We start from the raw sequence: 21,888 nt of genomic DNA on the forward strand, positions 1-21,888 counted from the left end.
ACCTCTCAGCGCGCCTTCTTATGCTTGTTCGCCAAACCGGGCCAAAGGGCCAGCACCGCGGGCAGGATCATGAGCGTGGCCAGGAGCATGAGGCCGATGGAGACGGTCAGCAGCAAGCCCATGCCGGCCATGCCGTCGTGCGGCGAAAAAGCCAGGCTCACGAAGCTGGCCGTCGTGGTCAGGGCGCTGAACAGCACGCCCCGCGCCGTGGCCGTCCCAAGCAACTCCTCTGCAGATTCGTTTCCCGAGCGGTAGCGCTGCACGAGGTGGATGGAATAATCCACGCCGATACCCAGGATGAGCGGCACCACGATGATGTTGGCGAAATTGAAGGCAATGCCCAGAGCCGTCATGGTCCCCAGCGTGTAGAGGATGGCCAGCGTAAGTGGCATGAGCATCAGCGCCGTCTCTCGCGCACTTCTCAACACCAGCAGCAGGAACAGGCTGATAAGCCCCACGGCGATGAGCATGGCCTGCAAAAAAGCCCCGGAGATGGTTTGCCCTGATTCGAGCACGGCCACTGGTGGTCCCGTAACTTCGGGGTCCACGGCCCGCACGGCGGCCACGAAACGCTTCTGGTTCTCGGGAATGGAGAGGTCCTGCGAGGGGAAAGCCTGCACCAGATAGACGCCCTGGGGCGAAACATACTGTTCCAGCAGTTCGGGCGGAAGGTCTCGCAGGCCGAAGGGCTCGGCGCGGCGCAGGTCGCGCAGGCTCTCAAGCAGCGCGGCCATGGGCCGCAGCATGGCCTGTTCCAGCAGACGCAGCGCGGATTCGCCGGCCTGAGGGTCGGAGAGGCGAGCGGTGAGTTCCCGTACGCTCGCCAGCAGCCCTGCGGCCTCGGACTGGCCCTGGCCCGACTCACGCAGATAGGTTTCCAGCGCCTGGCCAAAATTCTCGAACGCCGCGCGACAGCTTGCATACTCGCAGTGGCGTACCTCGATGGGCTCGGGCGCGGGCGGCAGGGGCGGCAGGATGAACTCCAAATCCTGCAGGGCCGTGAGCTTGTCCTCTACGTCCGTGGGCAGGAAGTCGCCGATGTGCACCGTGCGGGCCACCTCGGGCAACTCGGCCAGCCGGGCGGCCTCGCGGGCCGCTTCCTCCCGGCTATGGGCCAGGAGCGATATGTTCCATGGCGAATTGTCGCCAGTGCGGAAAAGATCCCTGGCCGTGACCACGGACTCGGCATCCTGATCCGAAAGATTCAGGGGATTGGCGTCAAAGTGCACGCCGGGCAAAAGCGCCAGCGAGGCAATGATCAATACGGCAGCCGAGCCGGTTACCAGGCGGGCTCTTCGGGCGGGAAAGCGCGACACTCGCCGCCCCAGGCTCAGGCTGCGGCCTTGGGTCAGGTCCGTGGGCATGAGTGCGAACATGGCCGGCAATACGGTCATGGTCGCCGCGAGAATGATGAACATGCCCGTGCCGGAGATGAGACCCAGTTCCGAGGCGCCGATATAGGCCGTGGGCACGAAGGAGTAGAAGCCGAGGGCAGTGGTCACCGAGCAAAGCATAAGCGCGTTGCCGGTTTCCTCGGCCGCCTGGGCCAGGGCCTGGTGCTTTTCCAGATGTCTGCGCATGTTTTCGCGATAACTCAGGCTGTACTGGATGGCGTAGTCGATGCCCAGGCCGATATAAAGCACCACGAAGGCCACGGAGATGAGGTTCAGTCGGCCGATGGCCAGCATGGCGAAGCCAAGGGTGCAGGTAAGGCCCATGAGCAGCGTGGCCAGGCAGGCCAGGACCATGCGCCAGGAGGCCAGGCCTATGTAGAGCAGCGCGGCCACGGCGATGAAGGACAGACCGAAACCCAGCCCCACACTGCTCTCCACGCTGCGCAGGTCGTCGCTCTTGAGGGCCACGTTGCCCGTCAGGCGCACGCGCACGCCCGGCACTTCCTGCTCCACTTCTTGAGCCGCGGCCCGCACGGACTGGATGGCCTGCCGGCCAGGGTTGAGCTTTCCGTAGTCCAGCCTGGGCCGCACCACCACGAACTCACGCGAGATTTCGTCCTCCTGCCCGTCATCACCACGCATGAGTTCTTGCCAGGACAAATACTCCAGCCGACCCTGCAGGGCCCCCTCGATGGTCCTGTTCATGGAAGCGAAAAGCTTGGGCAGGGTTTCCGCGTCCTCAAGCTCCTGACCGCCCACGATGAGAAAGTCGCCCAAGGTCGAAAGGAGCGAGGGCAGGCTCAGATCTTCGGCCAGAGGCGTAAGGAAGGGCTGCACCCCTGCCAGATTGTCCACGGTCTCCTCGACCTGGTCCAGCTCGCGCAGAAGAATGCCGTTGCGGCGAAAAAACTCGTCCGCTCCCGGCGCGAAAACCGATTCGAGCCCTGCCTCCGGAGCCATCCGCCGCAGCCGGGCGGCCAGCTTTTCCTGAAACGCGCGGGCCATTTCGGGAGCATCACTCTCCACGACCGCCACGAGCGTCTCGCGCTGTCCGGGAAAGGCTTGGTCGAGCTTCTTGCGCATCTGGCGGAAAGGCAGCTCGTCCGAAACCATTTCGGTCATATCCGTGCTGATGGCGAAGTGGCTGACGGTATACCAGCCCAGCCAGCCCGTCAGGGCAACGGCCAGCAGGAGCGTGAGGCCGGGGTGGGCCAGCACGGCCTGGACGACCCAACGGGGCATGCAGGGGATGTTCTTGCGTATGCGGCGCAGGGGCATGCCGACTCCGATTAAACGTGATCCGTCACGCGACGGCTTCAGTTCCGGGATTCCTTGACGAAAGCCCTGTCCGGGGCGGATTGGCTTTGTCCCTTGCCATGGCGGCTTCGCCAGCCACGCGCCTCGATCCACAGCCAGACGGCCAGACCGGGCGCGCCCAGGATGATCTCGCGGGCGCGTTTGATAAGGGCCAAGGCCAGGGCGACCTCGGGCGTGATGCCGAGCATGCCGCCCAGGAGCAGGATTGATCCTTCGCGCACACCCAGGCCGCCGGGCACCATGAAGGCCGCGCTGGCTGCGGCCGTACTCAGGGCTTCAAGGACCAGGGCATCTCCCAGAGTCGCAGGCACGCCGAGAAAATGCAACGCGAGCCAGCTTTCCCCGCTCTTGCTCAACCAGCCCAGAAGCCGCAGACCGGCCGCAAGAGCCAGCCTGCCCTTTGCCGCGTAGGTGGCCCGGATGTGCGTGTCCATGGCCTTGGCTTCGCCGAGCAGCGCCGTCAGACGCCGGCCCCGGGTAAGGCCTTGGAGCACCTGGGCCGCCGCTGTGAACATGCCGGCCCTTTGGGCCAGCACGAAGCCGGCCAGGAGCAGGGCTCCAAACCCGGTGCCGCCCCACAGGCGCAAACGATCGCCGCTCGCGCCCAGGTAGGGCAGGGTGGCCAGCACGCCGGCCAGGGCGAAGGCGAACTGTGTCACTAGGCCCAGGGTCACATCCACCGTCACGGTGGCTCCGCTTTCGCTCGGGCTCAGGGCCATGTCCGGCCCGCCTCGGCCTGCCATCAGCTTTGCGCGGGCCACATGTCCGCCCACCTGGGCCACGGGCAGCAGCGTATTGAACGATTCGGCCACCCAGCGCGCCAGAAGCAACATGCCCAAGCCCGGTCCGCGTCCTCGGGGCATGGTCATGGCCCAACCCAGAGTGTCCAGGAAGAGGGGCAGCAGATGGTAGGCTGCCACCCACAACACCGACCAGCCGGCCACGGCCAGGGCAGCCAGTATGCCGGACGGGCCATGGCGCAGCACCAAGGCCAGCAACAGGGCCAAGCCTGCGGCCAGGGCGAAAAGCGCGGTTCGTTTCATGCCTGGCGGATCCCTCCTCCCTGTCAGTCCACCCAACCAGATACACTCCAGCGAGACCTTTGACAAACACTGGCGGGAATCATGCTCTCGCTCTCGTATAACGGTCGGAGTCGGAAAAATAATGACCCGGCGCTTGCGGCTGGCCTATAGTCAGAGATGATTGGAAAACCGTCCGCCCGCCGATGCGCCGGCGGCGCAACCAAGGGAGAGCGATCATGCCCTGGAAACCAGCCGCGCGCCTGCTGTCTCTAGCGGTCCTGCTGGCCGTCCTGGCAGCCCTTCCGATTCAGGCGGCTTGGGCTGCCCAGACGGCCGCACAGGCCAAGGGCCTGAGTCCGGCCGAAACCATCGAGCGCCTCGACAGGACTTTGCTGTCCGCCATGCGCGGCGGCGAAAAGCTCGGATTCGAGGGGCGTTACAAGCTCCTGTTTCCGGTCATAGACACCATATTCGCCGATCGTTTCATGGCCAGGTTTTCTGCCGGCCGGTTCTGGCGGGACTTCAGCGACAAGCAGAAGCGGCAGTACAGCGAGGCATACCTGGATTGGTCCGTGTCCGCTTATGCCGAGCGTTTCGACAGCTACAACGGCCAGCAATTCGACATCACGAAGGTGGACACGCAAGGCGACCAGGCCACAGTGGTCAGCACCCTGACCCGCTCGGACGGCAAAACGGTTGACTTCACCTACAAGCTGCGTGCGCAGGAGGGGCGGTGGCTGATTGTGGACATCATTGTGCGTGACGTGAGCCAGTTGGCCATGACCCGTTCCCAATTCACCTCCATCCTGGGTCGGGAGGGCTTTGATGCGCTCATGACCAAGCTTGCGCAGAAGATGCAGGTCTATTCCGAGGAGCTGTCCTCCTAGGCCTGTGCATGATTATTTCGGGGAAGAGCCTGTTATCCTTGGCAAGGGCAGAGGTTTGAGTGGGCCATGCGGAAAGTGAGTCATTCTGGAGGTGAGAGGAGCGCGGGCAACCTCCTTGGAAGACATATGAACGGCGGTGCCGCGGGATGTATTGCTTATGAACTATGATTAATAACGCGAATCAGGCCCGCCGCGTTGCCCCGAGCCAGCGTTTTTGGCACTCTATATGGCTTGATGGGACAGTTTACGCATGTGCGAACGCTCATACTCCCACAAGGAAGGATGCGATGGATATAATCGGGAATAGAGAAAACGCCAGCACAAGTCCCGTACGCGATCCTGCGCGGCCCGTGACCCTGCGCGATGTCCCCTTGCCCGGTCCCCTGGCGCCCGTCGGACGCCTGGAAACCGCCGTGGGCACGGCCCTGAGCCGGCTGCTGGGGCTGCAGAGCGAACAAGGCTACTGGGTTTTCGATCTGGAGGCGGATGCGACCATCCCTTCGGAATACGTCATGCTCCAACGTTTCCTGGGCCGGGACATGCGCCCCGAGCTCCGGGACAAGATCGCCCGCTACCTGCGCAACCGGCAACTGCCCGACGGCGGCTGGCCACTGTATACCGAAGGCCCGGCGGACCTGAGCTGCACGGTCAAGGCCTACTTCGCCCTCAAGCTCCTGGGCGATGCGCCCGACGCGCCGCACATGGCCCGCGCCCGACAGAGGGTGCTGGAGATGGGCGGCGCCGAAAAGGTCAACGTGTTCACGCGCATCGCCCTGGCCATATTCGGCCAGGTTCCTTGGCGCACTGCGCCGTGCATGCCCATAGAGATCACCATGCTCCCGGATTGGTTCTTTTTCCACCTGCGCAAGGTTTCCTACTGGTCGCGCACGGTGGTCGTGCCGCTGCTCATCCTGTACGCCCGGAGGCCCGTGGCGCACATCGAGCCGGACCAGGGCGTGCGCGAGCTGTTCCTGCAAAATCCCGAGAACCTGCGCAACCTGGACGGCTTCTGCGTCAAGAGCGGGCGCAAGAATCTGTTCATCCTGCTGGACCGCATTCTCAAATGCACCGAAGGCTGCCTGCCCGTGGGCATCCGCGAGGAAGCCGTGCGCCGCGCCGAGCGTTGGACCGTTGAGCGCATGCGCGGCGAGGGCGGCATCGGCGCGATCTTTCCGGCCATGGCCAATGCCGTCATGGCCCTGCGCGTGCTGGGCTACCCCGACAGCCAGCCGGACATGGCCCGCGGGATAAAGGCCCTGGACGACCTGTTGGTGGAGAAGGAGCACGAGGCCTTCTGTCAGCCGTGCGTGTCGCCCATATGGGACTCTTGCCTGAGCCTGTCGGCCTCGCTGGAGGCTGGCGCGAGCGCCGACAGCCCGGCCATGAAGGCCTGCGTGGACTGGTTGTTCTCCAAGCAGGTTTTCGCCTGGGGCGACTGGGCCCAGAACTCTCCGGATTTGCAGGCAGGGGCCTGGGCCTTCCAGTTCGAGAACGATTTCTATCCCGACGTGGACGACACCTCCATGGTGCTCATGGCGCTGTTGCGCGCCGGAGCCCTTGACGACCCGCGCTATCAGGAGCGCATCGGCGCGGCCGTCAACTGGACCCTGGGCCTGCAAAGTTCGGATGGCGGCTGGGCCGCCTTTGACGTGGACAATAACAAGCTGCACCTGAACAACATCCCCTTCGCCGATCACGGCGCGCTGCTGGACCCGAGTACCGCCGACCTCACGGGCCGGTGCCTGGAGTTCCTGGGCATGCTCGGCTTCGACCGTTCCTTCAAACCCGCTGCCCGTGGCCTGGAATTCCTGCGCAAGGAGCAGGAGGCGGACGGCTCCTGGTATGGCCGTTGGGGCGTGAACTACCTCTATGGCACATGGTCCGTGCTCATGGGCTTGCGCCAGATCGGCGAGGACATGCGCGCGCCGTACGTCCGGCGGGCCGTTGACTGGCTGCTGAGCCGCCAGAACGGCGATGGTGGCTGGGGCGAGAGCTGCTATACCTATTTCGATTCCAGCCTGGGCGGACGGGGCAGGAGCACACCCTCTCAGACCGCCTGGGCCCTGCTGGGCCTGATGGCCGCCGGCGAGGAACACTCCAGGGCCGTGCGTCGCGGCATCGATTATCTCGTGAGCAATCAACTGCCGGACGGGAATTGGGATGAGCGGCTGTTCACGGGCACGGGTTTTCCGCGAGTCTTCTATTTGCTCTATCACGGCTACAGCCAATACTTCCCGCTGTGGGCCCTGGGCGTCTATCGTCGATTGTCCAAAGGCGGACGCATGCGACAAGACGAGATGCGGCTGCCGAGCCCGCACAGGCTGCCCTTCAAGGTCGTGCCGCGCACATGATCAAGGAGCATTCGGCTTCTCTTGCGTATCCGAGTCGGAGAACGCTGGGAATCGTCACGGCATTGTCCCTGGAGGGGGCGGTCTTGCCTCAGGGGAGCCGATGGCAGGCAGTCGTTTCCAACACGAGCTTTGCGGTGCGCCGGGCGAGCCTGAACGGGTTGGAGTTGCTTTGCGTGCGTTCTGGCCCTGGGGTTTCGGCCGCGCGCAAGGCCGCAGAACTCCTCGTGGGCCATGGCGTCCAGGCCTTGCTGTGCCTGGGCGTTTCGGGCGGACTGGCTCCGGGCCTGAAAGCCGCCGACCTGGTGCTGGCCGAATCTGTAGCCTTGGATGGATTTGGAAGGGATGGAGGCGAAAGCCTGGCAAGCATTCCACTCTCTTGCGCATGGGTCAGACAAGCCCTGCCTGCCATATTGGCCTCTGCGCTTACACATACTCCTCAGCGTAAGATCCGACTGGGACGGATCGTGAGCCTGGAACGGCCCGTGCTCAGCCCGGCGCACAAGGCGGATTTGTGGCGTAGCGGCTGGGCTCTGGCCGCAGATCTGGAAAGCGCCGGAGTGGCCGACGCAGCCGCCAGGGCCGGGCTGCCTCTGCTCGTGCTGCGCGCCGTGTGCGACTCCGCTGGACGTGATTTGCCGCCCGAACTGCCGCGCCTGCTGGACGAGCAGGGCAGGGTCAAACCCGGCCGGCTCCTGTGCAGCCTCGCGCGCAGGCCGACCCTGCTGGCCGACCTGCTGGCTTCGCAACGCGAGTTCTCGGCCGCCCTGGGGTCCCTGCGTCGGGCCGTGGCCGCCATGGCGCGCGCCGGAGCTTTGCTGCCCGAGGAGCGAGGCTGAAGGCCTAGCGCGCGACGCCCGCCTTGTGGATGTAGGCGGCCAAGTCCGCGACACGGCAGGAATAGCCCCATTCGTTGTCGTACCAGATCACGAGCTTGGCCATTGTGCTGTTCTGCATGCGCGTGAAGTCTGCCTCCACGATGCCTGAATGCGGATCGCCCTTGAAATCCATGGAAACCAGCGGCCGATCGCTGTAGCCCAGGATGCCCGCAAGCGGTCCCTCGGCTGCCTCGCGCAGAACCTTGCGCAGTTCCTCCGTGTTGGTTTCTCGCTCCAGGTTGCAAGCGAAGTCCACCACCGAAACGGTGGGCGTGGGCACGCGCAGGGCGTAGCCGTCGATGCGGCCCTTGAGCGCAGGGATGACCAGGGCCACGGCCTTGGCCGCACCGGTCGTGGTGGGGATGATGTTCTGGCCGGCGGCACGGGCGCGGCGCAGGTCTCGGTGCGCCAAATCGAGGATGCGCTGGTCGTTGGTGTAGGCATGCACGGTGCACATGAGGCCGGATACGATGCCGAAGGCCTCGTGCACGACCTTGGCCGCCGGGGCAAGGCAATTGGTGGTGCAGGATGCGTTGGATACGATATGGTGCCGCGCCGGATCGTAATCCTGTTCGTTCACGCCCAGCACCACGGTCACGTCCTCCTCCTTGGCGGGCGCGCTGATGATCACCTTGCGCGCCCCGGCATCGAGGTGGGCCCTGGCCTTAGGACCCGTGGTGAATATGCCCGTGGCCTCGACCACCAGGTCCACGCCGAGATCTCCCCAGGGAATCTCCTTGGGGTCGCGGCTGGCGAAACTTTTGATGTTCCAGCCTCCGTAATGGATATCGGTCCCCTCGGCGCGCACCTCGAAAGGCGTCCGACCGTAGTTGGTGTCGAATTCGAGCAGGTGCACGTTGGTGGCGGTATCGAAAAGATCGTTCACGGCCACGACGACCAGCGAGTCGCCGTGGCGCTCGCGCATGGCCTTGAGCACTTGGCGGCCGATGCGGCCGAAGCCGTTGATTCCTATGCGAAGCTTATCCATCTCAGGTTCCTCCTGGCTAATCCTCGAAGACCCGGTATTCGAACGAAGCGAGCATCTCGTAATCCTTCTTGAGCGCCTGGTGCAGCCTGGCGTTCTCGATGGCAACGGTGCTCAGGGCGGCGATTGCCCGCAGGAATTCCTCTTCCGCCGAATCGAAATTGCGAGGGGTGCCGGAGTAGATGCGCATGACTCCGATGGGCGATTCCTCGACCGTCAGGGGCGCGACCAGCACCGAGGCGATGCCTTCGTCCTTGGCCGCCTTGCCGTACTGAAAGCGCGGATCTGTCGTGGCGTCGGGGATGAAGATGATCCTGCCGGTGAGCGCTTCGCGGTCCACTTCGCTACGCGCTATCTCCACCGGTCCCTTGCGCATGTATTCCTTGGACAGCCCCCAGGCCGCGCTGGGAAGAAGCCTTTTCCCCGTCCTGTCGCGCAGACGGATGGAGCAGCCCTTGGCCTGCATGGCCTTGGCTGCCTGCTCGGCGATGGTTTGCAGCACGGTTGAAGGGTCGAGGCTCGAGTTGACGATCATGGCCACCGTGTAAAGGGAACGATAATACGATTCATATCTGTCCATGCCGACCTCCTGGCGTGTCGAGAAACGATCAACTGGGGTTCTTGCAATCTGTGTCAAACACGACATAACACGGGTCAATCCTTTACGTAACCCCCGCGCCTGGCGCGGCGGAAAAGGCGCGAATAAACTGTTTGAGCCCTGGAGAATCTACTCTCGTGTCCGCTTTAATCCTTTTGAAAAAACGACCGCGCGAGACAAGCAGGCTTACTCGGTGTGAAAATACTCGAGACTCCCTGAGCAAAGCGGAGCATTGCCCCATTAGTCCTGCTTGAAGGCTCAACCCGCCCGCGCCTCTACGGGCAGGCGGCTGGAACGCCAAGCCTTGAGCGGCCTGTGCACGGCGTCGGTCACGGCCGAGGGCTCGAAACCGCAGTGCACCATGCAGTTCAAGCAGCGCTGGTCGCGGCCTCGGCCGTAACGCTCCCAGTCGGTCTCCTCCATGAGTTCGCGGAAGCTGGCCGCATAGCCGTCGTCCAGCAGGTAGCACGGACGCTGCCAGCCGAGCACGTTGCGCGAAGGCGTGCCCCAGGGCGTGCAGGCGTAGTCCTCGCGGCCGGCCAGGAAGTCGAGGTACAGGCTGGAGTGGTTGAATCGCCAGTTCCGGCCCTGGCCCAGGCGGAAGATGTCGCGGAACAAGGTCATGGCCTCCTGGCGGGACATGAAGCCGTTCTGATCGGCTGCGGCCTCGTAACTGAAGGCCGCCGACACGGTCATGCCTTCCACTCCCAGGGCCATGAGGGCGTCGAAGTGCTCAGCGGCGGCCTCCGAGGTCTGGCCTTTGAAGAAGGTCGTGTTGGTGGTCACGCGGAAGCCCTGGTCCAGGGCCTTGCGCATGGCCGCCACGGCGCGGTCATAGGCGCCTTGCTTGCAAACCATGGCGTCGTGCCGTTCGCGCAGGCCGTCCAGGTGCACGCTGAAGTTAAGGTAGGGCGAAGGGCGGAATTCGCCCATGCGTGAGGACAGGAGCTGTGCGTTGGTGCACAGGTAGATGAAACGTTTCTGGGCGGCCAGGCCGTCTACGATGGCCGGGATATCCGGATGCAGGAGCGGTTCGCCGCCGGGTATGGACACCACCGGCGCCCCGCACTCCTCGGCCGCGTCCAGGCACTCCTGTGTCGAGAGTTGCCGGTCCATGATCTCCTTGGAGTAGGTGATCTTGCCGCAGCCCTTGCAGTGCAGGTTGCAGCGGAAAAGCGGTTCGAGCATGAGCACGAGCGGGAAGCGTCGCTTGCCGGAGAGCTTCTGCTTCAGGATATATGTACCGATGCGTGCGGCCTGGATGGCGGGAATTCCCACGGTGAGTCCTTCTTGTTGCAGGTATTGGTCCCAGGATGACAAATCTAGCGCGGCTGGGCCGGCGGTTCAAGCCTCGGACGGATTATTAGCTTTTATCAACCATGGGCAGGTATCCGGAGCGGATCTTTTTGTCCGAAGCGTGAGGCTGGAGCCGGTTGCCCTGATGCCGGGCAATACTATACTTGATGGTTTGCGAGGCACGATGGCCGGAGCGACCCGGCGTAGACATCAGGAGACAGTCAATGAAGGTCATTCGAGCGGAAACCGCCGGTTTCTGCATGGGAGTGGAGTTGGCCCTGAAGAAGCTGGACTTGCTGCTGGAGGAACGTTCTGGCAAGGGGCCCATCTACATTCTGGGGCCGATCATCCATAATCCACAGGTCTTGGCCGAGTATGCGGCCAAGGGAGTCATTACCGCCAAGTCGCCCGAGGACATTCCGGCCGGCGCTTCGGTGGTGATCCGGGCCCATGGCGTGCCCAAGGATATAGAGGAACGGTTGCGCAGGAGGGATGTGACCATCGTGGACGCCACCTGTCCCAAGGTCAAGAAGGCCCAGGTGCTCATCGCCCGCAGCACGGCCGAAGGCCGCAAGCTGCTGCTATACGGCGAGGAGAGCCATCCCGAGGTCAAGGGCCTGCTCAGCTATGCCGCGGCGGGCGCGCACGTATTCGACGACCGCGCAGCCCTTTTCGGCATGCTCGCCAAGGATGAAAAATACTGCCTGGCTTCCCAGACCACCCAGGACCTGGTCACCTTCGAGGCGCTTGCCGGGGAGTTGGGCGAGTTGCCGGAAATGGATCTGGTGGTGCTCAACACCATCTGCGACGCCACCAAGCTGCGCCAGGACGAGGCCACGAGCGTGGCCGACGAGGTGGCGTTGATGGTCGTGGTGGGCGGGTTCAACAGCGGCAACACGCGCCGCCTGGTGCAGGTGGTGGCCAGCCGCATGATTCCCTGCCTGCACGTGGAAACGGTCGAGGCCTTGCCGTTGGAGGAGATATCTCGCTTCGACTGCGTGGGCCTTACGGCCGGAGCCTCCACACCCAAGAAGATGATCGACGAGGTGGAGGCCTGCCTCAAGCGGCTTTAGAGCAAATTGCTTTTGAGACACCCGCTCCGGCATTGACGGCGCAAGTGAATTGCGCCTATGCCTACGCCGCTGCAAGCCATGCCGACGCATGGCTTGCAGAGCATTTTAAAAGCAAAATGCTCTAACAGGCTGTTTATCCGAGGCTTTGCGCCTTACCGCCTGAAAAACAGTCCGGGCTACACTCACGCGGCCTGCGTCCGATGCTCCCGGCTGCGCAAGCCGAGCAAGGCCTTGCCCAGCTGGATGACCACGAAGGGTGTGAAGCTGCCCGTCAGGATTAGGGTCCAGCCTGTCCGCCCCGGCTCGTGCACGCGCAGAATCTCCGCCAGGGATGGCACGAACAGCGCCGCTGCGATAAGCGCACCGCACAGTCCCAGCGCGGCCCATACAAAGGGGTTGCTGGTCACCTCGTTGACAACGACGTGCGGGCCGGGATCGCGCATGTTGAAGGTGTGCAGCATGCGCGCGAAGGTCAGGGTCAGAAATGACACGGTCACGGCTTGGCTCTCGTCCAGGCCGTAGCGGTTCAGCGCGAGCCAGAAGGCCGCGAGCACGCAGACGGCGATGAGCAGGCCGTAAGCCCCGGCCAAGGCCCAATGCCTGCCGGTCACCAGATGCTCCCCTGGTTTGCGCGGCGGTGCGTCCATGACCATGGGATCGCCCTCGCCCACGCCCAAAGCCAGGGCCGGGAACACGTCGAAGAGCATGTTGATGAACAGGATCTGCAGTGGGAGCAACGGCAGCGGCAGTCCGGCCAGGATGGCCGTGCCCACGATGATGATGCCGCCGATGTTGCCCGAGAGCAGATAGATCAGGAACTTGCGAATGTTGCTGAAGATGACCCGGCCTTGCTCCACGGCCGCGACGATGGTCTGGAAAGCGTCATCCTTGAGCACCATGTCCGCGGCCTCGCGAGCCACCTGAGTGCCGCGCAGACCCATGGCCACGCCTATGTCAGCCTTCTTGAGCGCCGGGGCGTCGTTTACCCCGTCGCCGGTCATGGCCACCACTGCCCCGGTCTTCTGATACAGGGCGATCAGGTTGAGCTTCTGCTCGGGCGTGACGCGCGAGAAGATGGTCGTATCGCGCAGTTCCTTGCGCTTGCTTTCGGACAGCTTGTCCGGGTCGCCCAGCTCCTTGCCTTCCATGGGCCTTTGGCCGTTGGACAGCTTGAGGGTTTCGCCGATGCTCTTGGCGGTCATGGGCTGGTCGCCTGTGACCATGACGACCTTGATGCCCGCCCGGCGCAGCTTTTCGATGGCTTTATCCACTCCCTTGCGCGGCGGGTCCATGAGTCCGTACAGGCCGAGGAAGGTCAGATCCTCGTACGAGTCGTCGTGTTCATCTCCCGTGCGCTTCATGGCCGACCCGAGCACGCGCAGCCCCTGCGCGGCCATCTCCGAGTTCTTCCTCCGCCATTCGTCCCTGGCGTCGTCCGTCAGGTCCTGTTCGCCGTCCGGACCGAGCACGCGCGTGCTGGCTTCCAGCACCGACTCGGGCGTGCCCTTGACCGCCACCAGGAAACCATCGCCCTCCTTGTGCCAAGTGGCCATGAGCGCGCGCTCGGGATCGAAAGCGTCCTCGCGCACCTCGGGCTTGGCCTCTAGGAGCTCCTTGCGGTTTATGCCTTTGGTTTTGCCGGCCTGGAGCAGGGCGATTTCCAGAGGGTCGCCCACGCTCGCCTTGTCCTCTCCACCGATCTGGGCGTTGTTGCACAGTACGCCGACTTCAAGCATGCGCTTGAAAGCCGGGCTGTCCGAGGATCCGGCCGGATCTCCACTCCCGGAGGAATCCTTTCCGTCCAAGGGTATCTCGGCGATGCCGCTCTGTCCTGTCACGGCCACTCGCTGCAGATGCATGCGGTTTTCGGTGAGCGTACCGGTCTTGTCCGTGAAGATGACGCTGGTCGAGCCCAAGGTTTCCACGGCCGAAAGTCTGTTGATGAGCGCATTGCGCGCATTCATGCGCCACATGCCCCTGGCCAGGGCGACGGTGGCCACGATGGGCAGACCTTCCGGGATGGCCGCCACGGCCAGGGCAACGGCCGTGGTGATCAGCAGGTAGGTTTCCATGCCCACCAGATACCCGTTGACCATAACCGCGGCCGCGACCAGCAGCACGACCCAGAACAAGCGCTGACCGAGCGCGTTGAGGCGCTTCTCCAGGGGCGTTTCCTCGCCCTTGGCCGCCTCGGCCATCTCGGCGATATGGCCAAGCTCCGTGCGCACGCCCGTAGCCGTGACCACGGCCTTGCCCGAGCCCACGGTCAGGGCCGTGCCCTTGAAGAGCATGTTCGTCAGCTCGGCCATGGGCGCGTCTTTCTCCACGGGCTTCACGCTCTTGCCCACGGGCACGGATTCGCCCGTGAGCGCGGACTCGTCAGCCTGCAGACGATTGGACTCCACGATGCGCGCGTCCGCGGCCACGACATCTCCGCTCTCCAGCACGAGTATGTCGCCCGGGACAAGTTCCACGGCCGGGATTTCCTTGGCCGAACCACCGCGGAGCACCCGTGCCTTGGTGCCGCTCATGCGTTGCAGGGCTTCCATGGAACGTGTGGCCTGCAGTTCGGTGAAGAAGCCGATGAACACGTTGATGCCCAGAGCAATAAGGATGGCCACGGCCTCGGGCCACTCGCCGAAGATGTACGAAACCACGGCGGCGCCAGCCAGCAGGGCGACGACGAGATTCTTGAGCTGGTCGAGCAGGATGCTCCAGGCCGAACGCTTGCGCCGTGCGGCCAGACGGTTTTCTCCGTATTGCTCCAACAGCGGCCCGATGTCGCCCTGACCCAAGCCTTGGCCAGGGTCCACGCCGAGATCGTCCAGCACTTCCTTGGCAGCCCTGGCCCACGGCTGTTGGATGGCGGCTTCGGGTCCGTCGTTCGCTCCTCGCTCGTGTGGCTTGTCTGCCATTCATTACCTCGCTCAGTCTCAAGTTGAACAGCTATGAGGAAAGGTAGCATAGTTCCGATGGCGGTCCAATGCGGGCACAGCAGAGAGCGGGAGTCCGATATGTTGACAAAACGGATATCACGGCTAAATAACCCCGAGTTCCTTAGCGCCTTTAAGCAAAATGGCCCGCGTTGTTAGCTTGGGCCTGCAAGATGCAATGGCTCGCAACTATTCCGCAGACCGGAAATCGGTCTTTATCGGGCGTCCGAATAAGCGCGCCTTTAAACGCATGCTCCAGGGTGCGCTTTTGGGCGTCGGCGCACCAATGGGCTGGCTTGTAATCAGCGCCGCGACAGGCTTCAGCCAGCATGCCGATAGCACTTACCATTATGCGCTCATGGCCTACATGCTGCTGGGCACCATGCTTTCCTTCGGGCTGTTCGGCTGGTACGCCGGTCGCAAGGAGGATCATCTTGCCCAGCTTTCGGTCATGGACCACCTGACCGGAACCTACAACACGCGCTTCTTCCACCGGGCCCTGGAGCGAGAGTTCGCCAATTATACCCGCTACAGTCTACCCATGTCCCTAGTGCTCCTGGATCTGGACCATTTCAAGCTCATCAACGACACCTACGGTCATCAGTCCGGGGATGTCGTACTGTCCGAAGTCGCCGAGATCATTTGTAGCACTGTGCGCCAGGGCGATACCGTGGCCCGCGTGGGCGGCGAGGAGTTCGCGGTGATCATGCCGGGTACGACCACCGATAATGCCCTGGCCGTGTCCGAGCGCATTCGCGAGGCTATCAAGTCCCGACCGGCGCGTTCCCTGGCCGGAACGACCTTCACCGTGCGCGCTTCCCTGGGGGTGGCGGGCACGGACAGAATTTGCCCCCTCTCGGCCACGGAGTTCTTCGCCCGCGTGGACCGCGCCTTGTATTGCGCTAAGGAACAGGGTCGCGATCGTTCCGTGGTTGCAGAGGAGACCGGCCCTCTTGCAGGCTCCTATTCCGCCATATCTTCCGAGGGCTCCACGAAATCGTAGCGGCCGCCGTGCTGTACGAGCAGGAAGCGCCCCTCGTCCGCGCCTACGTTGCGTGCGCCGTGCAGCAGGCCTGGGCGCACCTCGGCGCTGGCTCCGCAGGCGAGCCGAAAAGCCTCCTGCCCTTCGACCTTCAACAGCAGTTCGCCGGCCAGACCGTAAAACACGTCGGTCATCCACGTGTGGCGGTGCGGCCTGACCTCGCCGCCTGGCGGTAGGGTCATCTCGGTCACCCGGAACGAGTCCTCAAGGACCACGACCTTGCGGGACGGGCCTGGCCGGGCTGAGGCTTTTTCCTGGCTCTCGCTCATGCCATCTTCCTCGTAAGCAAACGCCAGTTGAAAAACTGCATGCGCAAGCAGTTCTGTTTGTGGATGAATCCTAGCAAACAAGAGGGAAATGACAAAGGCCGACTCGGTTTGCCCGAGTCGGCCTTGACATGAGTGCAAATGTGCTACGCAGGCGCGTTATAAGGGCAGTGTGTAGAACATGCGCAGCATATGCGCGGGGATGGGGCTTTGCCAGACGCCCGCGGCCTCGGCCAGCAGCCAGGCACCGAGCATGATAAGCAGCGCGGCCAGGCCCATGGTGATCCAGGGCATGCGTCGCCGGCCCAGGGACATCGACAGGCAGCCGTCCTTGCAGGCTTGCACGCAGGACAGGCAGCCCATGCACTCGGGAGAATTTACGCGAGGCGTGTCCTGCACACGGATGGCCATGGGGCAGGCCCGCGAGCAGCGGCCGCAACCAGCGCATGTATCCGTGTCGCGGCGCACGGCCACGGGCGAGGCCAAGGCCAGCAGGCCCAGCAGCGCCCCATAGGGGCAAAGGTTGCGGCACCAGAGATTGGGCACCAGCAGGCTGCCCAGGACCAGAGCCACGAGCACGCCGATACCCACGAGAGAGATATCCTGGAAAAAGGCCAACATGCGCGCATCGGCGGTAAGGTTGTAGGGGCTGCTCAGGAAGGCGTCCACCTGAGGCAGGCTCATACCCAGGATGGAGTAGAGGAAAAAGCCGAGGAATCCATATTTGACGGCCATAATCGGCCAGTCGATCCACTTGGGCGGTCGGCGCAGGGTGCCGAGCTTGCGTCCCAGTCGCTCCATACCGTTGGACAATAAACCCACGGGGCAGACATAGCCGCAGAAACCCTTGCGCGACAGGATTGCCGTGGCCAGGGCCGCCAGGAGGATGACCAGCCCGGCCGGATGGATCAGGTCCCATTGTGCGGACAAAAGCAGCTTTTTGAGCCCAAGCAGGGCGCTGATGGGCAGGAACCCCTCGGCCAGGGGAGGGCGCGGAGCGAAGTCCGCAGCCTCTCCGCGAGCCCAGAGCAAGAAAAGGTGCAGCCGCCAGCCTGCCAGAACACAGGCTGCGGCGAACCCGGCCTGGATGAGTCGCCTAATGCGTTCCGGGGTGAACAGGCCCAAACCGATGAACCGCTTGCGCGCGCTCCTCTCCAGTCCCTCCCGCATTGCTCCTCCGCTAGATTTCGAAACGTTGCGCGCTGATGAGCGCGACGGGGTCCACGGGCACATCGTCGTGGCCCTGGAAGTGGCGCGTGCGCTTCTTGCTGATCTTGAGCGCCACGTCCATGCCTTCGGCCACCTCTCCGAAGACCGCATAACCATAGCCCGCGTCCGTGGCGTCCTTGTGGTCCAGGGATGCATTATCCACGACGTTGATGAAGAACTGGGCCGTGGCCGAGTCCATGCCTGCTGCCCGGGCCATGGCCACGGTGCCGGCCTTGTTGGCCAAACCGTTGGCTGCTTCGTTGGCGATGGGCTCGCGGGTGGGCTTCGGCTTCATGTTCAGGGTCATTCCGCCGCCCTGGACCATGAAGTTTTTGATGACCCGGTGGAATATGGTGTCATCATAGTGGCTCTCGTCCACGTAGCGCAGAAAATTCTCCACCGTGACCGGGGCCTTGTCGGCGAACAGCTCGATGAGAATGTCGCCCTCGCTCGTTTCCAGGAGCACGAAGGGATTGGACATGATTTCACTCCTTATGGCTGTGATGCAGGTCAATTGTTCGGTTGATGAAAGGCCGGGCTTCTTAGCCGCTTTTTCTGGAAAAGCAGAGGATCGGGCCCGTTGATGGGCACGTACGTCAGCCCGACAGGTAAAGCAGGTATGCCGATTCCACCGCCCCAACTACGCGCGACTGCTCCAGTACCGAGAGCGCGCGTATGCCCACGGACATGCCGAGGTCCAGAAAGCTTGGGCTTCCTGGACCTCGGCAGTCTTGAAAAACGCCTACTTGGTCGGGCTTTCGACCTGTTCGCCGGTGCGGCCGAAGCGGCGCTGGCGATGGGCATACTCGGCCAGAGCTTTGTCCAGCTCGGCCTCGTCGAAATCCGGCCAATGGGTATGCGTGAAGTAGAGTTCGGAATAGGCGGCTTGATAGAGCAGGTAATTGGACAGGCGGTATTCGCCGCTGGTGCGCACGATGAAATCCGGGTCGGGCTGGCCAACGGTGTACAACCGGCTGGCCAGAGCCTCTTCGGTGATCTCCTCGGGGCGCAAGCCATCCTGCAGGAGCAGGCGGGCGGCCCGCACGATCTCATCCCGGCCAGAATAATTCAGGGCAAGGTTGAGAGTCATGGAGGAGTTGCCCGCGGTTTTTTCCATGTAGCTCTCTAAAACCTTGCGCGTGGTCGCGGGCAAATCTTCAAGTTCTCCCAGAACCTGCAGGCGGATATCGCGTTCCATGAGCTCGCGCAGCTCCTTCTGGGTGAAGTAGCGCGTGACGAGCCCAAAAAGAAAGCTGACCTCATCCTTGGGACGCTGCCAGTTCTCCTTGGAGAACGCGTACAGGGTCAGATGACGGATGCCCAGATTCCGGCAGTGCCGATAGACTTTCTGGGCCGTCTTGACTCCGGCCTCGTGCCCTTCGGTGCGGCTCATCCCACGGTGCGCGGCCCAACGGCCATTGCCGTCCATGATTAAGGCCAAATGTTGCGGCAGACTCATGGGCGGGACTAAATCTCCATAATTTCTTTTTCTTTGACCGCCAGCGCTTCGTCGCACTTGGCTACATACTTGTCGGTCAATTTCTGGATCTCGTCCTGGCCGCGGCGCAGATCGTCCTCGGTTATCGTCTTGTCCTTCTCCAACTTCTTGAGCGTATCGTTGCCGTCTCGGCGGATGTTGCGCACGGCGACCTTGCCTTCCTCGGTGTACTTCTTGCCCAGCTTGACCAGGTCCTTGCGGCGCTCTTCGGTAAGGGGCGGCAGGCTGATGCGGATGATCTTGCCGTCATTGACCGGATTCAGGCCGAGGTCCGAGGTCATGATGGCTTTCTCGATAGGGCCGAAGGACCCGCGATCCCACGGCTGGATGGTTATGGTCCGGGAGTCTGGAGTTGCCACGGACGCGACTTGGCTGATCGGCGTGCTGGATCCGTAGTAGTCGATGTTGATGCCTTCCAAGAGAGTGGTGGAGGCCCGGCCGGTGCGGAGGCGCCCGAACTCGCGTTTGAGGTTTTCGACAACCTTCTGCATCCGGGTTTCCAGTTCCTTGATTTCCTTTTGCATGAGCTAACCTCCTGTGACGATGGTGCCGATATCCTCACCCAGGACCACACGCATGATGTTCCCTTTGGTGAAAAGATTGAATACGACGATCGGCAGATCGTTGTCCATGGCCAAGGAGATGGCCGTGGCGTCCATGACCCCGAGACGCTTCTCCAGGGCCTGAAGGTAGGTGACTCTTTTGAACATGACGGCGTCGGCGTGCTTCATGGGGTCCTTATCGTAGACGCCGTCCACCTTCGTGGCCTTGAGAATGGCTCCGCACTTGAGTTCCATGGCTCGCAGGGCCGCGGCAGTATCAGTGGTGAAATAAGGATTGCCGGTTCCCGCCGCGCAGATGACCACGCGTCCTTTTTCGAGGTGACGTATGCCGCGGCGGCGAATGTAGGGTTCGGCCACTTCGCGCATGGCGATGGCCGTGAGCACGCGCGTTTCGCGCCCGAGCTTCTCAATGGCGTCCTGCACGGCCAGGGCATTCATGACCGTGGCCAGCATGCCCATGTAGTCGGCCGACGCGCGGTCCATGCCCTTGGCGGACCCGGACATGCCACGGAAGATGTTGCCGCCGCCGATGACCAGCACGACTTCGCAGCCCAGGTCGGCCACTTCGGCGATCTCCTGCGCGAAGGCGTGTATCGTCTGCGGCTCGATGCCGTATTTTTGATCGCCAGCCAAGGCCTCGCCCGAGAGCTTAAGCAGTATGCGCTTGTAGAGAAGCTTGTCCATCCTGAGATCATTCCTCCGTGGTCTTTCCGGGCGCGCAGTCCGGCTGGGTCGCGTCCGGGCAAAAAAAACGGGCCTTGCGGCCCGTTTTCGTGTGGCTTGCGCTACTCTTTTTCGGCTGCTGCGTCTTCGCCCAAGGCCATGCGCACGAAGCGGTTGACCTTGATCTCGCCGCCCAGGGCCTTGCCGGCCTCCTTGAGCATGGCGCCGACGCTCTTTTTGTCTTCCTTGATGAAGGGCTGCTCCAGCAGGCAGACATCCTTGTAGTACTTCTGTATGCGGCCGATGACGACCTTCTCGGCGATGGCTTCGGGCTTGCCCTCTTCCATGGCCATGTTCTTGTAGATTTCCTTCTCCTTGGCCAGCAGGTCCGCGGGAACCTGATCCGAGGAGACGCAGATGGGGCTCACGGCGGCCACCTGCATGGCCACGTCCCTGGCAGAGTCCTGGAAGCCGGGCTTGGAGGCCACGGCATCCGGGCAGGCGAACTCCACGAGCACACCGATCTTGCCGTTGGCGTGGACATACAGGCCGAAGCCACCCTCGGCCTGACGCTCCAGGCGCGTGAAACGGCCGAGCTGCATGTTCTCGCCCAGCACGGAAATCAGCGTGGACAGAGCGTCGGTAGCCGACTGCCCGCCCTGGTAATCCGTCTCGGCCAGGGTGGCCGGGTTCTGCTTGGCGACCTGCTTGGCCAGCTGGACCACGAAGTCCTGGAACTTGTCGTTCTTGGCCACGAAGTCGGTCTCGCACTTGACCTCGACGAGCACGCCGACCTTGCCGTCTTCACTGACGTAAGAGCCGATGAGGCCTTCGGAGGTGGCGCGGCCGGCCTTCTTGGCGGCCTTGGCCAGGCCCTTTTCGCGCAGCCAGGCGACGGCCGCTTCTTCTTCGCCGTTCGTGGCCTCCAGGGCCTTCTTGCAATCCATCATGCCCGCGCCGGTCTTTTCGCGCAGGTCTTTTACCATCGAAGCGCTGATAGCCATTTATGCCTCCTCGGTCACATCTGCATCGTCGGTATCCAAGCCTTCGACAGCCTTGGGCGCGGCCTTGGGCTTGGCGGACTTATCCCGCTTGGCGGTGCCTTGCTCCTCGGCGCGGGCCTTGCCCTCGACGCAGGCGTCGGCCATGGCCGTGACAAAGAGCTTGATGGCGCGGATGGCGTCATCATTGCCGGGGATCACGTAATCGATGAGATCGGGGTCGCAATTGGTGTCCACCACGGCCACGATGGGGATGCCCAGCTTGCGGCATTCCTTGACCGCGATCTCTTCGCGATTGGGGTCTATTACGAAAGCCACGCTAGGCAGGCCTTCCAGGTTCTTGATGCCGCCCAGGTCTCCGCTCAGCTTTCCCATCTCACGAGACATGCGTGAGATTTCCTTTTTGCTGTAGCGGTTGATGGTGCCGTCCTCGAACATGGCCTCAAGCTTCTTGAGGCGCTCGATGGACTTGGAGATGGTCTGGAAGTTGGTCAGCGTGCCGCCCAGCCAGCGGTTGGTGATGTAGTACTGTCCGGCGCGCTCGGCCTCGGTCTTGATGGCTTCCTGAGCCTGGCGCTTGGTGCCGACGAAGATGCACGAGCCGCCCGCGGCGACGGAGTCCGCGATGAAATCATGGGCGGTGCGGAACAGGCCCACGGTCTGCTGGAGGTCGATGATGTGGATGCCATTGCGAGCGCCGAAAATGAACGGGCGCATCTTGGGGTTCCAACGGCGGGTCTGGTGTCCAAAGTGGACGCCGGTCTCCAGCATCTGTTTCATACTGACGTAGGACATTAGGCTTCTCCTTGCGGGTTTTTCCTCCGCCCCTGGGCCCAACCCCCACCATGGGGGCACCCTGGGCTTACAACGGGGCGTGCGATTTGAAAGCGGGGATATTTAACTCATCCGGGAGAG

General features: G+C 63.1%; 19 protein-coding genes. 5 read left to right on the plus strand and 14 right to left on the minus strand.

From position 1 onward, the window contains the following. Positions 1–5: 5 nt before the first annotated feature. Both H585_RS0110065 and H585_RS0110070 read right to left on the minus strand, forming a co-directional pair. Entirely contained in the window at positions 6–2,672 is a 2,667-nt protein-coding gene (locus H585_RS0110065) for an MMPL family transporter (protein ID WP_027367728.1), read from the minus strand. Between the two features lie 38 nt (positions 2,673–2,710). Continuing rightward, the gene (locus H585_RS0110070) at positions 2,711–3,754 is read right to left on the minus strand and encodes a lysylphosphatidylglycerol synthase domain-containing protein (protein ID WP_027367729.1); all 1,044 of its coding nucleotides are present in this window, start codon (positions 3,752–3,754) and stop codon (positions 2,711–2,713) included. 215 nt (positions 3,755–3,969) lie between these two features. Here H585_RS0110070 and H585_RS0110075 point away from each other — a divergent pair, with 215 nt between their 5' ends. The 3 genes from H585_RS0110075 (at position 3,970) to H585_RS0110085 (ending at position 7,807) form a co-directional block, all read left to right on the plus strand. Then, a complete protein-coding gene (locus tag H585_RS0110075) occupies positions 3,970–4,620 on the plus strand; it encodes an ABC transporter substrate-binding protein (RefSeq protein WP_027367730.1) in 651 nt (216 codons plus the stop codon). A gap of 287 nt (positions 4,621–4,907) precedes the next feature. Further along, on the plus strand, positions 4,908–6,971 hold the full coding sequence (gene shc, locus H585_RS0110080) for a squalene--hopene cyclase (RefSeq protein ID WP_027367731.1): 2,064 nt from the start codon (positions 4,908–4,910) through the stop codon (positions 6,969–6,971). Continuing rightward, positions 6,968–7,807: a phosphorylase family protein gene (locus tag H585_RS0110085; RefSeq protein WP_027367732.1), complete on the plus strand. Its 840-nt coding sequence runs from the start codon at positions 6,968–6,970 to the stop codon at positions 7,805–7,807. The genes shc and H585_RS0110085 overlap by 4 nt, the downstream gene beginning before the upstream one ends. Positions 7,808–7,811: 4 nt before the next feature. On the opposite strand, the gene gap is transcribed toward H585_RS0110085, so the two are convergent. The 3 genes from gap to hpnH all read right to left on the minus strand — a co-directional run bounded on the left by gap (position 7,812) and on the right by hpnH (position 10,707). After that, positions 7,812–8,834: a type I glyceraldehyde-3-phosphate dehydrogenase gene (gap, locus tag H585_RS0110090; RefSeq protein ID WP_014258412.1), complete on the minus strand. Its 1,023-nt coding sequence runs from the start codon at positions 8,832–8,834 to the stop codon at positions 7,812–7,814. Positions 8,835–8,850: 16 nt separating this feature from the next. After that, positions 8,851–9,411, minus strand: a complete 561-nt coding sequence (locus H585_RS0110095; RefSeq protein WP_014258411.1) for a GAF domain-containing protein — start codon at positions 9,409–9,411, stop codon at positions 8,851–8,853. 276 nt (positions 9,412–9,687) lie between these two features. Continuing rightward, positions 9,688–10,707, minus strand: a complete 1,020-nt coding sequence (hpnH, locus tag H585_RS0110100) for an adenosyl-hopene transferase HpnH (protein WP_027367733.1) — start codon at positions 10,705–10,707, stop codon at positions 9,688–9,690. A 242-nt stretch (positions 10,708–10,949) separates the two neighbouring features. Here hpnH and ispH point away from each other — a divergent pair, with 242 nt between their 5' ends. Further along, on the plus strand, positions 10,950–11,798 hold the full coding sequence (gene ispH, locus H585_RS0110105; RefSeq protein ID WP_027367734.1) for a 4-hydroxy-3-methylbut-2-enyl diphosphate reductase: 849 nt from the start codon (positions 10,950–10,952) through the stop codon (positions 11,796–11,798). Positions 11,799–11,980: 182 nt separating this feature from the next. On the opposite strand, the gene H585_RS0110110 is transcribed toward ispH, so the two are convergent. Next, positions 11,981–14,713: a cation-translocating P-type ATPase gene (locus H585_RS0110110; protein ID WP_027367735.1), complete on the minus strand. Its 2,733-nt coding sequence runs from the start codon at positions 14,711–14,713 to the stop codon at positions 11,981–11,983. Between the two features lie 304 nt (positions 14,714–15,017). Here H585_RS0110110 and H585_RS0110115 point away from each other — a divergent pair, with 304 nt between their 5' ends. Beyond that, complete coding sequence (locus H585_RS0110115) at positions 15,018–15,734, plus strand: GGDEF domain-containing protein (RefSeq protein ID WP_244432521.1); 717 nt, start codon at positions 15,018–15,020, stop codon at positions 15,732–15,734. Here H585_RS0110115 and H585_RS0110120 read toward each other — a convergent pair. The 8 genes from H585_RS0110120 to rpsB all read right to left on the minus strand — a co-directional run bounded on the left by H585_RS0110120 (position 15,695) and on the right by rpsB (position 21,768). Next, on the minus strand, positions 15,695–16,042 hold the full coding sequence (locus H585_RS0110120; RefSeq protein ID WP_027367737.1) for a cupin domain-containing protein: 348 nt from the start codon (positions 16,040–16,042) through the stop codon (positions 15,695–15,697). The two genes, H585_RS0110115 and H585_RS0110120, sit on opposite strands and share 40 nt — an antisense overlap. Before the next feature lie 156 nt (positions 16,043–16,198). Then, positions 16,199–17,209, minus strand: a complete 1,011-nt coding sequence (locus H585_RS0110125) for a 4Fe-4S binding protein (protein WP_027367738.1) — start codon at positions 17,207–17,209, stop codon at positions 16,199–16,201. 10 nt (positions 17,210–17,219) lie between these two features. Then, positions 17,220–17,729, minus strand: coding sequence for a peptidylprolyl isomerase (locus H585_RS0110130; protein ID WP_027367739.1), 510 nt, complete (start codon positions 17,727–17,729; stop codon positions 17,220–17,222). A gap of 261 nt (positions 17,730–17,990) precedes the next feature. Continuing rightward, on the minus strand, positions 17,991–18,707 hold the full coding sequence (locus tag H585_RS0110135; protein ID WP_014258401.1) for an isoprenyl transferase: 717 nt from the start codon (positions 18,705–18,707) through the stop codon (positions 17,991–17,993). Between the two features lie 8 nt (positions 18,708–18,715). Then, on the minus strand, positions 18,716–19,270 hold the full coding sequence (frr, locus tag H585_RS0110140) for a ribosome recycling factor (protein WP_014258400.1): 555 nt from the start codon (positions 19,268–19,270) through the stop codon (positions 18,716–18,718). A gap of 3 nt (positions 19,271–19,273) precedes the next feature. Further along, positions 19,274–19,993 carry a UMP kinase gene (gene pyrH, locus H585_RS0110145; RefSeq protein WP_005982848.1) on the minus strand — a complete coding sequence of 240 codons (720 nt, stop codon included), beginning with the start codon at positions 19,991–19,993 and terminating at the stop codon, positions 19,274–19,276. A 101-nt stretch (positions 19,994–20,094) separates the two neighbouring features. After that, positions 20,095–20,976, minus strand: coding sequence for a translation elongation factor Ts (gene tsf / locus H585_RS0110150; RefSeq protein WP_014258399.1), 882 nt, complete (start codon positions 20,974–20,976; stop codon positions 20,095–20,097). Continuing rightward, positions 20,977–21,768: a 30S ribosomal protein S2 gene (gene rpsB, locus H585_RS0110155; protein ID WP_014258398.1), complete on the minus strand. Its 792-nt coding sequence runs from the start codon at positions 21,766–21,768 to the stop codon at positions 20,977–20,979. Positions 21,769–21,888: the final 120 nt, after the last annotated feature.

Origin of the sequence: Desulfocurvibacter africanus subsp. africanus DSM 2603 (assembly GCF_000422545.1) — a bacterium.
Lineage (GTDB): Bacteria > Desulfobacterota > Desulfovibrionia > Desulfovibrionales > Desulfovibrionaceae > Desulfocurvibacter > Desulfocurvibacter africanus.

Coding starts and splice junctions, on each gene's coding strand:
- H585_RS0110135 (WP_014258401.1), bottom strand. CDS start 18,707: ATGAGTCTGCCGCAACATTTGGCCTTAATCATGGACGGCAATGGCCGT.
- tsf (WP_014258399.1), bottom strand. CDS start 20,976: ATGGCTATCAGCGCTTCGATGGTAAAAGACCTGCGCGAAAAGACCGGC.
- H585_RS0110095 (WP_014258411.1), bottom strand. CDS start 9,411: ATGGACAGATATGAATCGTATTATCGTTCCCTTTACACGGTGGCCATG.
- H585_RS0110120 (WP_027367737.1), bottom strand. CDS start 16,042: ATGAGCGAGAGCCAGGAAAAAGCCTCAGCCCGGCCAGGCCCGTCCCGC.
- gap (WP_014258412.1), bottom strand. CDS start 8,834: ATGGATAAGCTTCGCATAGGAATCAACGGCTTCGGCCGCATCGGCCGC.
- H585_RS0110085 (WP_027367732.1), top strand. CDS start 6,968: ATGATCAAGGAGCATTCGGCTTCTCTTGCGTATCCGAGTCGGAGAACG.
- pyrH (WP_005982848.1), bottom strand. CDS start 19,993: ATGGACAAGCTTCTCTACAAGCGCATACTGCTTAAGCTCTCGGGCGAG.
- ispH (WP_027367734.1), top strand. CDS start 10,950: ATGAAGGTCATTCGAGCGGAAACCGCCGGTTTCTGCATGGGAGTGGAG.
- H585_RS0110125 (WP_027367738.1), bottom strand. CDS start 17,209: ATGCGGGAGGGACTGGAGAGGAGCGCGCGCAAGCGGTTCATCGGTTTG.
- H585_RS0110070 (WP_027367729.1), bottom strand. CDS start 3,754: ATGAAACGAACCGCGCTTTTCGCCCTGGCCGCAGGCTTGGCCCTGTTG.
- shc (WP_027367731.1), top strand. CDS start 4,908: ATGGATATAATCGGGAATAGAGAAAACGCCAGCACAAGTCCCGTACGC.
- H585_RS0110075 (WP_027367730.1), top strand. CDS start 3,970: ATGCCCTGGAAACCAGCCGCGCGCCTGCTGTCTCTAGCGGTCCTGCTG.
- rpsB (WP_014258398.1), bottom strand. CDS start 21,768: ATGTCCTACGTCAGTATGAAACAGATGCTGGAGACCGGCGTCCACTTT.
- frr (WP_014258400.1), bottom strand. CDS start 19,270: ATGCAAAAGGAAATCAAGGAACTGGAAACCCGGATGCAGAAGGTTGTC.
- H585_RS0110115 (WP_244432521.1), top strand. CDS start 15,018: ATGGGCTGGCTTGTAATCAGCGCCGCGACAGGCTTCAGCCAGCATGCC.
- H585_RS0110110 (WP_027367735.1), bottom strand. CDS start 14,713: ATGGCAGACAAGCCACACGAGCGAGGAGCGAACGACGGACCCGAAGCC.
- H585_RS0110065 (WP_027367728.1), bottom strand. CDS start 2,672: ATGCCCCTGCGCCGCATACGCAAGAACATCCCCTGCATGCCCCGTTGG.
- H585_RS0110130 (WP_027367739.1), bottom strand. CDS start 17,729: ATGTCCAATCCCTTCGTGCTCCTGGAAACGAGCGAGGGCGACATTCTC.